General features: G+C 51.7%; 14 protein-coding genes. 6 read left to right on the plus strand and 8 right to left on the minus strand.

What is annotated here, in order from left to right:
* Positions 1–310 precede the first annotated feature (310 nt).
* A complete protein-coding gene (locus LN341_RS16830) occupies positions 311–1,339 on the plus strand; it encodes a GlxA family transcriptional regulator (protein ID WP_234206159.1) in 1,029 nt (342 codons plus the stop codon).
* Here LN341_RS16830 and LN341_RS16835 read toward each other — a convergent pair.
* The 5 genes from LN341_RS16835 to LN341_RS16855 all read right to left on the minus strand — a co-directional run bounded on the left by LN341_RS16835 (position 1,320) and on the right by LN341_RS16855 (position 6,581).
* Entirely contained in the window at positions 1,320–2,183 is an 864-nt protein-coding gene (locus LN341_RS16835) for a dienelactone hydrolase family protein (RefSeq protein WP_234206162.1), read from the minus strand. The two genes, LN341_RS16830 and LN341_RS16835, sit on opposite strands and share 20 nt — an antisense overlap.
* Complete coding sequence (locus LN341_RS16840; RefSeq protein WP_234206165.1) at positions 2,180–3,379, minus strand: PLP-dependent aspartate aminotransferase family protein; 1,200 nt, start codon at positions 3,377–3,379, stop codon at positions 2,180–2,182. The genes LN341_RS16835 and LN341_RS16840 overlap by 4 nt, the downstream gene beginning before the upstream one ends.
* Positions 3,380–3,411: 32 nt before the next feature.
* On the minus strand, positions 3,412–4,659 hold the full coding sequence (locus tag LN341_RS16845) for an MFS transporter (RefSeq protein ID WP_046221663.1): 1,248 nt from the start codon (positions 4,657–4,659) through the stop codon (positions 3,412–3,414).
* On the minus strand, positions 4,659–5,996 hold the full coding sequence (locus LN341_RS16850; protein WP_234206168.1) for an iron-containing redox enzyme family protein: 1,338 nt from the start codon (positions 5,994–5,996) through the stop codon (positions 4,659–4,661). The genes LN341_RS16845 and LN341_RS16850 overlap by 1 nt, the downstream gene beginning before the upstream one ends.
* Before the next feature lie 120 nt (positions 5,997–6,116).
* The gene (locus tag LN341_RS16855) at positions 6,117–6,581 is read right to left on the minus strand and encodes an HPP family protein (RefSeq protein ID WP_234206171.1); all 465 of its coding nucleotides are present in this window, start codon (positions 6,579–6,581) and stop codon (positions 6,117–6,119) included.
* 108 nt (positions 6,582–6,689) lie between these two features.
* On the opposite strand from LN341_RS16855, the gene LN341_RS16860 reads away from it, so the two are divergent.
* Positions 6,690–7,268, plus strand: coding sequence for a TetR/AcrR family transcriptional regulator (locus tag LN341_RS16860; protein WP_234206174.1), 579 nt, complete (start codon positions 6,690–6,692; stop codon positions 7,266–7,268).
* Between the two features lie 43 nt (positions 7,269–7,311).
* On the opposite strand, the gene LN341_RS16865 is transcribed toward LN341_RS16860, so the two are convergent.
* Positions 7,312–8,034 carry an SIMPL domain-containing protein gene (locus tag LN341_RS16865; RefSeq protein WP_234206176.1) on the minus strand — a complete coding sequence of 241 codons (723 nt, stop codon included), beginning with the start codon at positions 8,032–8,034 and terminating at the stop codon, positions 7,312–7,314.
* 151 nt (positions 8,035–8,185) lie between these two features.
* Positions 8,186–8,827, minus strand: a complete 642-nt coding sequence (locus LN341_RS16870) for an NAD(P)-dependent oxidoreductase (protein ID WP_234206178.1) — start codon at positions 8,825–8,827, stop codon at positions 8,186–8,188.
* 111 nt (positions 8,828–8,938) lie between these two features.
* Here LN341_RS16870 and LN341_RS16875 point away from each other — a divergent pair, with 111 nt between their 5' ends.
* Positions 8,939–9,844 carry a LysR family transcriptional regulator gene (locus LN341_RS16875; protein WP_234206180.1) on the plus strand — a complete coding sequence of 302 codons (906 nt, stop codon included), beginning with the start codon at positions 8,939–8,941 and terminating at the stop codon, positions 9,842–9,844.
* 27 nt (positions 9,845–9,871) lie between these two features.
* Here the strand turns inward: LN341_RS16875 and LN341_RS16880 are convergent, their stop codons facing one another.
* The gene (locus tag LN341_RS16880; RefSeq protein ID WP_234206181.1) at positions 9,872–11,734 is read right to left on the minus strand and encodes a sigma-54-dependent Fis family transcriptional regulator; all 1,863 of its coding nucleotides are present in this window, start codon (positions 11,732–11,734) and stop codon (positions 9,872–9,874) included.
* A 253-nt stretch (positions 11,735–11,987) separates the two neighbouring features.
* Here LN341_RS16880 and LN341_RS16885 point away from each other — a divergent pair, with 253 nt between their 5' ends.
* Genes LN341_RS16885 through LN341_RS16895 form a run of 3 tightly spaced genes read left to right on the plus strand, consistent with a single transcriptional unit; the run spans position 11,988 to position 15,086 of the window.
* Positions 11,988–13,079: an ABC transporter ATP-binding protein gene (locus LN341_RS16885; protein ID WP_234206637.1), complete on the plus strand. Its 1,092-nt coding sequence runs from the start codon at positions 11,988–11,990 to the stop codon at positions 13,077–13,079.
* The gene (locus tag LN341_RS16890) at positions 13,079–14,227 is read left to right on the plus strand and encodes an ABC transporter ATP-binding protein (protein WP_234206183.1); all 1,149 of its coding nucleotides are present in this window, start codon (positions 13,079–13,081) and stop codon (positions 14,225–14,227) included. The genes LN341_RS16885 and LN341_RS16890 overlap by 1 nt, the downstream gene beginning before the upstream one ends.
* The gene (locus LN341_RS16895; RefSeq protein ID WP_234206185.1) at positions 14,217–15,086 is read left to right on the plus strand and encodes a carbohydrate ABC transporter permease; all 870 of its coding nucleotides are present in this window, start codon (positions 14,217–14,219) and stop codon (positions 15,084–15,086) included. The genes LN341_RS16890 and LN341_RS16895 overlap by 11 nt, the downstream gene beginning before the upstream one ends.
* Positions 15,087–15,088: the final 2 nt, after the last annotated feature.

Here is a 15,088-nt window from a genome sequence, read left to right on the forward strand (position 1 = left end):
TATGTCTTCATTGTCTCAGGTCAGCTCAGAAATACATATCTCTAATCGGACACACGACCCTTAGATTCAGACAGATCAGTCATTATCGGCAAGAACTGAAATCGTAATACAGTTTCGCCACTCTCTGCATCGGTACAGGAGCCTGAATCACGACAACCGTTCAGCGGCGTATCCCAGTGCCAGATTTCAACAATGACATAAATAAAATCAATCACTTAAAATAATACGCCGCCATACTCCTTCAATTGCACTGGTCACTCTGTCTGGCTGGGTGGTACATTGTTCCCTGAACTGACGCTCAATGGACTGAATGGCAATGAAACATGCCAACCCGAATACAACGCCGATAGATATCTTTTTCCTGCTGACCCCTGACGTACATTTACTCGATCTGGCTGGCCCCTGTCAGGCTTTTCATGAAGCCATCAGCTATGGCATGGATCTGAATCTGCATTTCATCAGTGATCAATGCACCCTGAGCAGTCATCAGGGGCTCACGCTTGGCGGCATACAGCCTTTGCCGTCTGTCTTGCCAGAGAATGCCATCGTGGTTGTATGCGCCTCGAAATACCATGAAGGGATATACCGCAATCAGGCCAGTGAGCGATGCATTGAATGGCTCAGGCGCACCCCGAAAGCTGATACCCGGATTCTCGGCATTTGCACCGGGGCTTTTTTACTGGGGTTATCGGGCTGGCTGGATAACCGTCAGTCGACCACGCATCACAAACTCACACAGGCGCTGTCGCAGCACTTCCCTGCTGCAGACGTGTTACCGGAACGAATTTTTGTGCAGGATGGTCAGGTCTACACCACCGCAGGTGTGACAGCCGGTATTGATCTGGCCCTTCAGCTCATCGAGGAGATCAGCGGCAGCCGGTTTGCCATGGAAGTGGCACGGGAGTTGGTGGTTTACCGGCGTCGTATGGCAAACGATCCGCAGATCTCCAAACAACTCAGCTACCGCAGCCATATTTCACCGCTGGTGCATTCCATTCAGGATTATCTGCAGGCCAGGCTGCATGAAAAACTGGCGCTGACTGATATCGCAGACGCTTTTCGGGTCTCTTCCCGCCATATGCAGCGGGAATTTAAAAATGCCACCGGCCTGACGATAAGAGAGTTTCTGGTCGAGCTGAGATTGGAAGAAGCGAAGAGCTACATTGAAAATGGTGACACCATTGAAGTCGCAGCGTTTAAGTCCGGTTTCCCCCAGGCCAGCTCATTGCGGGCCGCCTGGAAGAAAAAGTATAAAACCCTGCCAAAAGAATCCGCCGCTAAAGTGGATGCGGCGGCCGAAAGTACAGGGAGATACCTGTTCAATCGCTCAACCGGGTAACAAAAAACTGAGACGCCAGTTTGAGAGCATGTTTGGTGGCTTCAGGGTTATAGCGGATGGGGACATTTCCCCCCTTGCCCTGAAAAGCATACGGGTCGAAGAAAAGACTTTCGGCTCTGGGTAACTCAAAAGCATGCGTTGCACCGGGCAGTGTCACCAGTTTCACCAAGGACTGGTTAGACGGTGGCAGCTGGCTGACTAACGTCTTGCAATCATCCGGGCCATCATATTTGTCGTCTTCACCCGACAAAATCATCAGGTGGCGGTCTGCAGCAATGCCGGTAAACGGATAACCCGGCACCTTGTTATAGGCCCAGCACACGGGATAATTGGCTACCAGCGCTTTCAGTGTGCCAGTTTCCTGTTCACCCGCCATCAGCATGGCCACCACACCGCCCCAGGAGAAGCCAATCAGGCCCAGTTCGCTGGCATTGATATCCTGTCGGGATTTCAGATAATCAATCGCTGCATACACGTCAGGTAAGGTCTCTTTGACATGCTTGGGACGAGACAAACCGCCATCCAGCCCGCGCGCGGCCCACATGTCGATTTCCAATGTGGCGAAACCCTGTCTGTTCAGCACCTGGCTGTAGAGCTCACCGCGCTCATCCACCCCCCCAGAACCATGCACGATGATGACCGCTGGCAGCGGTGTCTCTATGCCAGCAGGCTTGGTGAACCGTGCAGCCACAGTCACCGGATGATCAGTCGTTTTTCCGGACTGGAAAGCGACATAATTGTGTTTAGACAAAGCATTTGCCGTATGGCTCTGCGCCGCATTGACTGTACTTGTGACCAGTACAGAAACAGCCAAAAGCGCGGCGTTTCGGAATGTTTTCTTCATGACAGCGATACAACTTCCCTGAGTGAGTGTTTAACCTGAGAGGCAGCCAACGCCTGCCCCAAATCCTGAATGATGTCCTGACTGGCTTCCAGCCCGACACACAGTCTGACCAGGCCGTCTGAAATACCATACTGCAACTTCTCTTCCTGAGAATACCGGCAGTGAGTCGTTGAGGCCGGGTGCGTCACCATGGATTTAGTGTCACCAATATTGGTACAACGGGCCACCAGATTCAGTGCGTCAATACAGCGCCAGGCCGCTGCCTGACCCCCTTCCACGATAAAACTAATCACCGGGCTGTGGCCAGTTTGCTGCTTAGCGATCACTTCAGCCTGCGGATGTACAGGACTGAAGGTGGAAAAGACCTGCTTCACACAAGACTGCTGACGCAACCAGGCTTCTACTTTTCTGGCATTCTGTTCATGCATGGCCATTCTGGCTGTCAGCGTGTCCAGACCGTGACTCAGGACCCAAGCCGTAAAGGCATTCATGCAAGTTCCTGAGCTGCGCAGATAGTTTTTCAAGGGCTGGATCACGTCTTTACGTCCGGCAATGACACCGCCAACCGTTCTGCCCTGCCCGTCCATAAACTTACCGGTTGAGTGCAACACCAGATCAGCCCCGTGATTTAACGGCCGCTGATTGACTGGCGACAGCAAAGTGTTATCCACCACTAACAGGGCATGATTTCGTTTTGCCAGCCCGGACAGCCAGCTTAAGTCAGCCACTTTCAGCAGTGGGTTGGTGGGTGACTCAACCAGTATCATGCGGGTGCGGTCACACATAGCAGCTTGCCAAGCATGCTGGTCATCCAAATCCACACAAGTCGCCGTGATGCCGAACTGGCCAAAATACTGACGGAAAAGATGCGTTGTGGTACCGAAGATGCCGCTGGCCAGCACAACATGGTCGCCCTGCTTCAAGAACGTCATGGCCAGTGCCAGGTAAGCGGCCATGCCTGAGGCAAAGGCCACCGCCGCTTCAGCGTTTTCCAGCGAGGCCAGTTTGCGTTCAAAATGTTCGACCGATGGGTTGGTAAAGCGGCTGTAAATATTGCCTTCTGTGACCCCGTTGAATCTGTCACTGGCTTCCTGCGCCGAGGTAAAGTCATAGGCCGATGTCATGGCAATGGCAGCGGCATGGGAGTCATCCAGTGCAGGAAAACCCATGTGTATAGCCCGTGTTGATTGCTCCATGCTTTTGATTCCTTTCATCATTGAGTCGGCGATTAAGAGGGCGTAACAATCTGCGATTGCGGCTTCTCTTTAAAGGCATCAGAGAAATAGAAAACCAGCCCCATGGCGACAGAGACAAAGCACAAACCGGTCACCGCGAGTGTGATAAAGGAGTAACTTTGCGTCGCATCATAGGACAGTCCCCCCAGCCATACCGTACCGAAGACGAAGACCTGGTGAACGGTAAACAGGCAGCCAAAAATCTTGCCTTTTACTTTCTCGCCGTAAGCTTTGAGGCACATCAGTGACGTGACGATGACGGTGCCCATATAAGTCAGGCCAAACAGCACGGCAAAAATCATGCACAGCAACAAACTGTCTGCTGAGAGCACAATCAGCATCGAGGCACCACGCACCGCATACAACAGAGCCAGCATTAAAGCCGGTGCCGAAAAGCGCAGTAAGTAACCCACCAAAAACGCGCCAATCAGTTCTGCGGCACCCAGCACGCTCAATGATGAGGCAACGATGGTGGCCTCCCCTTCTCCCCCGGTAAAACGTTCCTGCAACATAGGAACCAAATGCACATCGACATAAGCCATTGAGGCACCGCAACCGCCAAATGACAGCGCCAGCAGCAAAAACAGCGGCTTTCTCAGATGTTGATGCCATTTCAGATCATCTTCATGGCTCTCGGCTGCAGTCTCAGAGACAAATTCCCGGCGCGGAAAAACGCGGCACAACCAGATACAGGCAGGCAGGATCACCACGGCAAACACACCGAAGATGATCAGACTGATGTCCTGCCAGATCACAAAGGTATTCAGCCACACCCAGAATGGCGACAGCACCATAAAGCCAATCGCGGTCCCGTTGGTGATGGCAGCGTACGCCATCCCTTTGTTCTGGCTGTCGAAGATCCGGTCGACCAAAAGGGCCAACGGCACAAAAGTCATTGCCGTTAATGCATAGGCCGCCAGCACGCCGAACAGCACCAGAAACAGCCAGAAGTTGAATGCTACTGCCATCAGCAGATAGACAAACACCGCAACCACAGCGCCAGACAAAATGGTCAGCGCCGGGCCAATGCGGTCGCATATCCAGCCAACCACAGGAGACAGAATACCAATCGACAAGCCAAACAATGCGCTGGTGAGCGAGAAGATACCCCGCCCCAAGCCGCACATGCTGGCTAAATCGAGAAAATAAACCTGATAGCTGCCTTTGATCGATGACGCCCAGAAGGTCACCAGCACGCCGACGGTGATGGCGATGATCTGTTTATTACGGGATATATCCATCAGGCCTCCTGAAGCGACTCCGCTTTCACCTGTTGATCTTTCTTGTCGTAACCAAAGTGTTCATAGACCCCTTGATACATCCCATAGAACAGCTCGCAGGTGGTATTGATTGCCTCAATCGCTTCCTGTTGCTTTTTCGGGGTATCGCAGAGATCTGCCAACAGCGCCAGACCTTGCTGGACATGGCCGACATCTTCTTCCTGGTGAACCGAGAAGAACAGCAAATCGGCTTCTTTCAGGTCATACACTTTACCCAGAATATTATGGCGGGCTTCATCTCCCACACTTTCCAGGTTCTGCCCCTCACTGGCGACCATGACGGCCGCTGCACCGATGTGGTACAAATCCGGGTTTTTACAGGCAATCAGGCGATAATCAATCAGCGCCTGCGTTTGAGGTAAAGCAATCGCTGCGTCACGCTCAGTGTCTGAAATGCCCAGTGCCTTGATAAAATCCTGCATCAGCTCAACATGATTTTTGGTATTCGATAACCGGCCGGTTTCTTCTTCATACATATTGTGCAACAGCGCCCGCTTATGTTTTGGCAAAGGGCAGTGAAAGAACAGATGCTCAATATAGGTCAGGAAATGTTTCGTGAGCTGATACCCCTGCAACGTGGTGAACTTTAATAAATCGGGATTCGGGTTATTTTCATCCAGCAGATATTTAAACAGGGGATGACCTAAGGTCAGGTGATTTTCTAATGTCTCACGCATTAATTCGCGAAAATCTTTTTTATGAATAAGTTCAGCGCCAACTGACATCGTTTGACTTCCTTGTTTGTAGAATGTTTTAAAACGGTTCCAGAGATCAGCGGTTCGTTGTTTCATGAAATGCCCGTCGAATGACTGTCCCTGATAGCGACTGTAATCATTCAGGATTCCATAAGTTTCAAAACCACATTTATTCCAGATTCGATGAGCCTTCGAGCCGCCCCGCACATCCAGCGTGAGCAGTTCAACGCCTTGTGCCATGCAAGATTGTGCGATCGCTGCCAGTGTCTGTTCCAATATGCCCTGGCTGCGGCAATGGGGATGAATCATCCCCTTTTGTAAATCACATATATGTCTGGTGGTTTGCTGATGGCTTTTTTTAAAGAAGCAGCAAACCACCACTGTGTCGTTTTGCACTCCAATCAGGATCTGCAACACCTGACTGGCGATATCTCTTTCCAGTGACGATAAATACCGGCTTGCTTTCTGTTCATCAAAGCTGGCGTCAAAACCTAAAATAGCATCGTCAGCCTGGCTGAGTTTCAGCAGTTCAATCAGCGACTGCTGGTAGTCCGAGAACAATTCAACACTATTAATCAGCACGTAAGAAAGAGATTCAGACACAACAATTTCCTGTGGGTGTGGTTATCAATCGAATGATAAATAAGTTGCGTCAATGCTATTAACCATTGAATCAGTTTCATAGCGTAAAAAGAGACATTTTTTCACCAGAAAAGTGACATTTCAGCGCGATCCGGCTGTCCCTCTCCAGCGCCAGAGTCCTTTATTGACCAGTTGACCAACCAGCACCATCACCACTGCGCCAATCAATACCGGCGTGATCAGAAACGACCAGCTCTGCCCGGTCAGCATGATCAGAAGCGGATTCGCACCCGCTGGCGGATGAGTCGTTTTGGTCAGCAACATGACAGAAACCGCCAGACCTGAAGCCAGTGCCAGCGTGAATGGCGTGACGCCGATAAAGCTGACAAAAAACACCCCAATTAATGCTGTTAACAAGTGGCCGGCGATTACATTCCTGGGCTGTGCTAACGGGCTGTCCGGCACCCCGAAGACCAACACCGCCGTCGCCCCAAAAGGGGCCATCAGCCACAATCCGGCCGACGTCAGGTTCTCTGCCAGCGACAATAATCCGATAGCCACCGCCGCACCCAGCCCGGATATCAACGCAATCCCGTATTGATTCATTTTTTACTCCTTCTCCGATAAAAGGTAGACCGATCTGTCTACTCTGAAAAAGCAGAGTAGACAAGTCAGTCTACTGATGTCAAGATGCTTTTCAGTACAGGAGGATGCATGAGTACGACAAGGTCATTGAAAACAGATAAAAAACAGCTGCTGACAGATACCGCACTCAGCCTTTTTTACCGTCATGGCATTCATGCAGTGGGGATTAACGAAGTGCTGAAAGTCTCTGGGGTCGCAAAGAAAACGCTCTACAGTTATTTCAGCAGTAAAGACGACCTCATACTCGCGGCACTGGCAGCACGCGACGAAATTTTTATGACGTGGCTGGCACAGCAATTAGCGCCGGCAAGCAATGATGAAGAAGTGATCACCTTTCTGTTCAAGGGCTTGAGCGATTGGTTCCATGGACGGGTGCCGGCATTAAGCCCTTTTCGCGGCTGTTTTTTTATCAACGCATCGGCTGAATTCAGTGAAGAAAACACCGCGATTACCGACTATTGCCGCGAACACAAATGCAAAGTCCGGGCGCTGATTCAGCAACACCTTCACGCACCGGACGACATCTTGCTGGATACCATTTGCCTCTTGAAAGAAGGCGCCATTGTGTCGGCATTTGTCGGGAAAGATCTGGATGCGGCAGAGAAGTGCGTGGGTGTACTAATGACGCTTATCCCAAAATCAGGCTAAGCAGAAACACACGGCTGCGTCGTATTGTATTGCGTGCCACCACCTAATCAGAGAGATAGTACTCAACCGTCGACACCACTCTGACTTTCTTAATATGCGGATTATTTTTATCGCGCGCACTGATTGAAAACTGTCCCTGCGACGCTTTACGGATTTTGCCTAGTGTGCTGTCAGAGTCCGAGGCAAATTTCTGCGCCACTTCGCGGGCGTTTCGGGTAGCTTCTTCGATCATCTCAGGTTTAATGGCGTTCAAACGGGTGAAGAGATATTCAGTCTGGGTTTGATAGGCATCACCGGTAAAAACAATCCCTTGCTTACCCAGTTCAGAGAGTGAACCCATGACATTACGTACTGTATCAATATGGGTGGAGTACACAGTGACGGTCTGCATCGCGGTATAACGATACTGCGCCTGCACATCGCTGCCATATTGCTGGGCGGATTTATCCGTGATCGCAGGAGTGGAGACAGAAATCTCATCAACACCGATGCCATTGCCCCTCAGGTAAGATCGGATCTGCGATGTCTGGCCATCCAGCATCTGATACAGTTCGGTGAGATCATTACTCGCGACATTGTACTGAATCGGCCAGATCACAATATCGGCCGGATATTCTCTTTCCGATAAACCTTTCACCGTCACACTGCGATCAAGCTGCTTATAGCTCAGCGCAGCATGACCAAGCAGATATCCCAACAGCGCCAGCCCGAGTAAAATACACACTCCCAGCACCGCAAAACCAATTCTGTCCTGCTCTTTTTGCATGTCGATTCCTTGTCTGAAAATTGGCAGCAAGTACCAGCCAGTTTTTTCTCATGTAAATGAAATATAGGAGGAAAACATTAACCGTGAGCGACCAAGATCAAAAAACGCAGCCGAAGCTGCGTTTTTCCATCCAAAGGCAGGGACGGCGGGATCAGGCATAAGCCAGGGTGAAGCGGCGGTTGATGAAGGCCGGAGATTCCAGCTCATCAACCATGGCTTTTGCGTAGTCTTCAACTGAAATCTGACTGTTACCTGCCGCGTCCGTGAGCAACTGATCTGTGCCCAGCTGATACTGGCCGGTCCGCTCGCCCGGTGCAATCATGGCCGCCGGAGACAGCATGGTCCAGTTCACGCCTTGCTGGGCACGCAGGGCATTCAGTGCGTATCTTGCCCCTTCTGCCGTGGCTTTGTATTCTGCCGGAAACTCTGGCGTATCAATCAGTTGTACACCGGGTGCAACTTCCAGAGAGCCCGCGCCACCCACAACCATCAGGCGATTGGCCTTTGCAGCTTGTGCTGCCGCCAGAATGCTGTCGAAACCCTGAGCAAAGTAACCGGCGACATCCGTTTGTGCGTGTCCGGAAAATGCGCTCAGTACGGCATCGTAACCGGCCAGTTGCGCCGTCAGTGCCTGGGTATCCTGCACATCGGCTTTTAGAATCGTCAGGCCGGGTTGTGTTGCCAGACGCTCTGGACGACTGACCAGTGCGGTCACCTGATGACCACGGCTCAGTGCTTCTTCACGCAGGGCTGAACCAATAAAACCACTTGCGCCAATGATTGCAATCTTCATGATGTTGTCCTCAATTGTTTTCGTTGATGGACACATTGTGCGATGAAAGATTGATTTGAAAAATACGCCGTTGGATAATTCACTGTTATTGATTCCATAACAGTCAGCAAGATGAGCCACGCACTTGATCTCAATACCCTGCCCTTATTCATTGCCACCGTTGAGGCAGGATCATTTACGGCTGCGGCCGAGAAGCTGGGCTGTACGAAAACCAAAATCAGCCTGAATATCAAAGCGCTTGAAGCTCATCTGGGTTCTGCGCTGTTTAACCGGACCACACGACAGGTCACCCTGACGGAAGCAGGACAACAGCTTTATCTGGCCTGCCAGCCATTGCTGACAAAGCTGGACGAAACACTCAGCGAAGCCAGTACCAGTGCGCAAGCTCTGTCTGGCACCCTGCGGATCACGGCGCCTGTGGATCATATGGCACTGATGCTGGCTCCCGCTGTGGCCGCTTTTTCAAAACGACATCCAAAGCTCACGGTTGAGTTGCGGGGCGGCGATAAGGTGTCGGACATGGTGCGTGACGGGATTGATTTAGCCATTCGGATGGGATGGCTGAAAGATTCCAGCCTTCGGGCGCAGAAACTGGGCGAGTTTGAGCAGCGTGTGATGGCTTCTGCCGGATATATGCAGGAAATGGGCAGACCACAGCATCCGAGCGAACTGAAGCATCATCGCTGGATTGAATTTTCGCCCCTGCCAAGCGCGCTGACCTGGACGTTCACCCGGGCAGACGAACAGGTTCAGGTTCAGATGCAAAGTCATGTTCGGGTCGACAACACCAGTACCATGCGCAGCCTGATCAAAAGTAACGCGGGATTGTCGGTGATTGCGACCCATTTTGGCGAAAACGATCCGGAATTAGTGCCCTTGTTCACCGACTGGCAATTACCCAGAGGCGGGATTTACGCCGTATTCCCGCCGGGCGCTTTTATTCCGGCGAAAGTCAGAACCTTTGTTGAATTTTACCGGAGATGGCTGACGCAGCGGATGAATAAAGCTCCGTCATGACAAGCATCAGGCGGACCATAAAGTAACTCACCCATCATGCCACAAGCCCAATTGCTTCAAGCGTTTATAAACCGTATTGCGGCTCACGTTCATTGCTTCAGCGGTTTTGCTCACATTGCGTCCCAGCGCTTTGTAGACTTTTGGCAAAGCAACCTGCCAGTCATCTTCCAGCAGATCGGATTCGAGGATTTCCGCATCTCGGGTAATGCCTTTAAGATCCCAGAAAAAATCATCCGGAAGATGCTGAGGTTCTATCACTTTGCCCTCCGCCAGCACAGTGGCCACCCGCAGTACATTATGCAGCTGACGAATATTGCCGGGCCAGTGGTGCGAATTGAACAACTGCATGACCTCATCACTGATAGTGACAGAACGACCGCCTTCACTCACTTCACCGACCACTGACAGTACCACCTGGGCCATATCCTGTCTGTCGCGAAGGGCAGGCAGAGCCACAGTCAGTCCATTGATCCGGTAATATAAATCTTCTCTGAATTGCCTGGTTTTGATCTCATCACGCAGCGACTGATGCGTGGCACAGACCAGCTGAAAATCCACCGGATAGCTGTCACTACTCCCTAAAGGCGTGACCCGCTTTTCCTGCAGCACGCGTAGCAGCCTGGCCTGAGTGGCCAGTGGCATATCACCGATTTCATCGAGAAACAGCGTGCCTTTATCGGCACAGCGGATCAGTCCCATGCTGCCTTTGGGATTGGCGCCGGTAAAGGCACCCTTGACGTAGCCAAACAATTCGGATTCTACCAACTCGGAAGGAATGGCAGCGCAGTTCACCGCCACCATCTCAAACGCAGCCCGATGCGAAGCAGCATGAAACGCGCGCACAAACCGCTCTTTTCCCACGCCGGTTTCGCCGTGTATCAATAAGGGAATGTCACGGTTGAGTACACGTATCGCCTGGTGAACGGCCTTTGCCATCTGCTTATCACCCGTATCCAGATCCGTCAGTGAGGACTCACACTGTGGTGCTTCCTGGGTGGCATTACGGGGAAAAGCTACCCCAGACGGTACAGTAGCAGACGGTTCAGCCGGGGCGTTTATCCGGGCAAACAAGGGAAAAGACGTCAATCCGCTGAATGTCAGCGTAGCGTCCTGCTGCGTTGCCATCAGCGTCTGCAGTGACATGCCGGCTACCATGTCGATGGTGATGCCAGCCAATGGCTTACCCAGCAACAAATCAGCCCGGCGGTTGGCCGAGACAATTTGTCCCTGAAAATCAAACACCAGCAGTCCGGCCCATTGGCTGTCCAGATTATCCGGGCTGGTATTGAAGACAAACTGCCAGAAATGCTGACCGTAAGCGGCAAGAATCAGCTGATTTTCAATCGCCTGAGCCATGACTTTCACCATGCCGTGTACCTGAGTCGTTGGCAGGTAAGCATCGCTGGATATGTTAAGCACCCCCACTGTCTGACGATGGGGATCCACAATGGGCGAAGCCGAGGCGTTCATAAACCGGTTTTGCAGCAGGAAGTGTTCATCACGGCGGATGTCGGTGATCTGCTGCGTGTGTAAAGCTGTGCCTATCGCATTGGTGCCTATCTTTTTTTCCTGCCAGCAGGCCCCGGGTTCAAATAATGCCGGTGCCATTTGCTGTATGAAAGGCGGATTGCCCCATCGCTCCAGCAAATACCCCTGATGATCCGTGAGAATGACTAAACTGCTGCTGTTGGCGAGCATGCTCTGAAAACCGGGTAATACCTTCTCGCGGGTGACCGAGACCATCACTTCTGCCAGTTGCCGCTTCTGCTGCCAATGCGAGGGATCAGGAAAATGAAGTGCAGGTGTCTGGTGACTTTCCAATCCGTAATCCCGGCAACGCTGCCAGGATTCGCAGACAAGGCGATCATCGCTTTGCAGTCTGTTGTCCATGTCGACCTTTGATTTCCGCATTGATTGCTATCTGGCCGCAGCCAGCCCATTCACCTATTCCTGAACGTTAACTATTGTTCACACTATATTAACAATCAACAGTTCCAACCTGTTTTTCACGAATGACAAACAAAACAATAAAGACAAAAAAGACTGTGAATCATAAGGATAGTCAGAATTCAAAGATGTTAAAAAAATGTGGCATATTTTTAGCGTAGTGCTGGTGAGTAACGCACAGGGAGCCAGAACAGCCATGTCGCTCATTTTGGATAAGATCACCCGCACGGTAGACGGGCTCGATTGGATAAAAGCCGCCAGCCTGGTGCTTGAACCTGGCTCTTTTAATGTATTACTGGGCCGCACGCTGGCCGGAAAAACCTCCCTGATGCGCCTGATTGCGGGTTTGGATAAACCCACGTCCGGAAACATCTCTTTCAATGGCCGGGATGTGACTGGCATTCCCGTCCGTGAACGAAATATCTCCATGGTGTACCAGCAATTCATTAACTACCCCAATCTCACGGTATACGAAAACATCGCCTCGCCGCTGCAACTGGAAAAACTGCCAAAAGCACAGATTGATGCGCGTGTGATGCAGACCGCCCAAATGCTGCATATTGAAGATTTTCTCAAACGCTACCCGCTTGAATTATCCGGCGGTCAGCAGCAGCGCACAGCCATGGCCCGTGCGCTGGTCAAAGATGCCGACATCATTTTGTTCGACGAACCTCTGGTCAATCTCGATTACAAGTTACGTGAAGAGTTAAGGCAGGAAATGAGGGAGCTGTTTGCCTCCCGCAATACCATCGCGGTTTACGCCACCACTGAGCCCAATGAAGCCCTCGCACTGGGTGGCAATGTGGTGCTCATGCATGAAGGGGAGATCATTCAGTCGGGACAGACCCCTGTGGTTTATCACAATCCGGCCAGTGTGACCTGCGCAGAGCTGTTCGGCGAACCGCCGATCAATCTGATCAAAGGACAAATCAGTGCGAACAATGTGTCGTTTTCCGAACACGTCCATTTTGCCCTGAACGATGACTTAAGCGATCTGCCACCCGATCACTACGTCTTCGGCATCCGGCCGAATCACCTGACTTTAGTGCCAAACAACGATGACGATCTTGAGCTGGCGGTGGATGTCGAACTGGCCGAAATCAGCGGCAGTGAAACCTTTCTGCATGTGTCTAACCGGGAGTTGTCTATGGTGCTGCACCTTCCCGGCGTGCATGAATACGCGGTTGACAGCCGTATCAATATTTATGTGCCCACCCATAAGCTTTATGTGTTTTCAAAGGAGCGGCAACTGATCCAAGCGGCCCGTTCAGGCTGGGAGCAACAATAATGGCAGAAATTCGTCTGGAATCATTAGCGCACAGTTACACGGCACATCCTGCCAGCGATGCAGATTACGCCATACGCCGTATGAACCACGTCTGGGAGGACGGCGGTGCCTTTGCATTACTTGGCCCGTCCGGCTGCGGAAAAAGCACCATGCTGAATATTATTTCCGGCCTGCTGACCCCCTCGGAAGGCGCGGTAAAGTTTAATGGCCAGACGGTGAACGGGCTGGAACCGCAGGAACGCAATATCGCTCAGGTTTTCCAGTTTCCCGTCATTTACGACACCATGACGGTGTTCGATAATCTGGCCTTTCCGCTGCGCAACATGAAGACACCGGCAGCGAAAATCCGCAGCAAAGTACAGGAAATCGCCGATATTCTGGAGCTGACGCCTGTACTCGACAAAAAAGCCCGTAACCTCAATGCCGATGAAAAACAGAAAGTCTCGATGGGACGAGGGCTGGTTCGTGATGATGTCTCGGCCATTTTGTTCGACGAACCGCTGACCGTGATAGACCCGCACCTGAAATGGAAACTGAGGCGCAAGCTCAAGCAAATCCATGAACAGTTCAATATCACTATGGTCTATGTCACCCACGACCAGCTGGAAGCGGCCACCTTTGCCGACAAAATTGCCGTGATGTACGACGGTGCCATTGTCCAGTTCGGCACGCCACGCGAATTGTTCGAGCAGCCTAACCATACCTTTGTCGGCTACTTTATCGGCAGTCCTGGCATGAATTTACTGCCGGTACAAAGAACCGCAGGTTCAGCAGACGTTACTTTCAAAGGATTACCGATTGCGCTGAGCGCCAGCCAGCAGCACGCCCTGTCTCACACCCAGTCAGAGAACATCAAAGTCGGAATACGCCCTGAGTTCGTTCATTTACGGGACACACAAAAAGAGGCCAGTTTCGCCGTCACTGTCACCCATACCGAAGATCTGGGCACCTACAAAATCGTCACCGTGATGCTGGATGATACGCCGATCAAAATCCGGCTTGCCGAAGGTTCCCCCGTGCCTGCCCGCCATGGCTGGATCAATTTTCCCAGCCGCTGGCTGAAGCTGTACATCGATGAGTATCTGGTCGGCGAAGACAGTGAAAACGGCGATGACGACCGTCAGGGAGGCAGCGACAATGCAGCATAAAACCGTGAATAACAAAGCATGGTGGCTGGTATTACCGGTTTTTCTGCTGGTGGCTTTTTCTGCCATCATTCCTTTGATGACAGTGGTGAATTACTCCATCCAGGACATCTTCGATCAGAACACCGCCTATTTCGTGGGCAGTGAATGGTATAAAGAAACGCTCAACGATTCGCGTCTGCATGATTCGCTGCTGCGCCAGTTTATCTATTCGGCCTGCGTGCTGCTGATCGAAATTCCACTCGGCATTCTCGTCGCACTGACGATGCCAAGCAAAGGGATCAAAGCATCACTGGTGCTGATCGTGCTCGCGATTCCGCTGCTGATCCCCTGGAACGTGGTGGGCACCATCTGGCAAATTTTCGGCCGGGCCGACATCGGCTTGCTCGGCTGGTTTCTGAGCAGCATTGGGGTTGATTATAACTATGCATCCAACCCGGTCGACGCCTGGGTCACAGTGCTGGTGATGGACGTCTGGCACTGGACTTCACTGGTCGCGCTGCTGTGCTATTCCGGTTTACGCGCCATTCCCGATGTCTACTATCAGGCGGCAAAAATAGACCGGGCCTCCAACTGGGCGGTGTTTCGCTACATTCAATTGCCCAAACTGAAAAACGTGCTGCTGATCGGCGTGCTGCTGCGCTTTATGGACAGCTTCATGATTTACACCGAGCCGTTTGTCCTGACCGGCGGTGGCCCGGGCAACTCGACCACTTTTCTGTCACAAACCCTGACCAAAATGGCAGTAGGACAGTTTGATATCGGCCCTGCCGCGGCGTTCTCCATTATCTACTTCCTGATCATCCTGCTGGTGTGCTGGTTGTTCTACACCTCAATGACAGTGATGGATAAGGAGAAATAATC

It is taken from the genome of Photobacterium sp. TLY01, assembly GCF_021432065.1.
GTDB classification, from domain to species: domain Bacteria; phylum Pseudomonadota; class Gammaproteobacteria; order Enterobacterales; family Vibrionaceae; genus Photobacterium; species Photobacterium halotolerans_A.

What these genes read in the sequence shown, in the direction of transcription:
- LN341_RS16830 (WP_234206159.1), top strand. Translation starts at nt 311, where the DNA reads ATGGCAATGAAACATGCCAACCCGAATACAACGCCGATAGATATCTTT.
- LN341_RS16835 (WP_234206162.1), bottom strand. Translation starts at nt 2,183, where the DNA reads ATGAAGAAAACATTCCGAAACGCCGCGCTTTTGGCTGTTTCTGTACTG.
- LN341_RS16840 (WP_234206165.1), bottom strand. Translation starts at nt 3,379, where the DNA reads ATGGAGCAATCAACACGGGCTATACACATGGGTTTTCCTGCACTGGAT.
- LN341_RS16845 (WP_046221663.1), bottom strand. Translation starts at nt 4,659, where the DNA reads ATGGATATATCCCGTAATAAACAGATCATCGCCATCACCGTCGGCGTG.
- LN341_RS16855 (WP_234206171.1), bottom strand. Translation starts at nt 6,581, where the DNA reads ATGAATCAATACGGGATTGCGTTGATATCCGGGCTGGGTGCGGCGGTG.
- LN341_RS16860 (WP_234206174.1), top strand. Translation starts at nt 6,690, where the DNA reads ATGAGTACGACAAGGTCATTGAAAACAGATAAAAAACAGCTGCTGACA.
- LN341_RS16865 (WP_234206176.1), bottom strand. Translation starts at nt 8,034, where the DNA reads ATGCAAAAAGAGCAGGACAGAATTGGTTTTGCGGTGCTGGGAGTGTGT.
- LN341_RS16870 (WP_234206178.1), bottom strand. Translation starts at nt 8,827, where the DNA reads ATGAAGATTGCAATCATTGGCGCAAGTGGTTTTATTGGTTCAGCCCTG.
- LN341_RS16875 (WP_234206180.1), top strand. Translation starts at nt 8,939, where the DNA reads ATGAGCCACGCACTTGATCTCAATACCCTGCCCTTATTCATTGCCACC.
- LN341_RS16880 (WP_234206181.1), bottom strand. Translation starts at nt 11,734, where the DNA reads ATGGACAACAGACTGCAAAGCGATGATCGCCTTGTCTGCGAATCCTGG.
- LN341_RS16885 (WP_234206637.1), top strand. Translation starts at nt 11,988, where the DNA reads ATGTCGCTCATTTTGGATAAGATCACCCGCACGGTAGACGGGCTCGAT.
- LN341_RS16890 (WP_234206183.1), top strand. Translation starts at nt 13,079, where the DNA reads ATGGCAGAAATTCGTCTGGAATCATTAGCGCACAGTTACACGGCACAT.
- LN341_RS16895 (WP_234206185.1), top strand. Translation starts at nt 14,217, where the DNA reads ATGCAGCATAAAACCGTGAATAACAAAGCATGGTGGCTGGTATTACCG.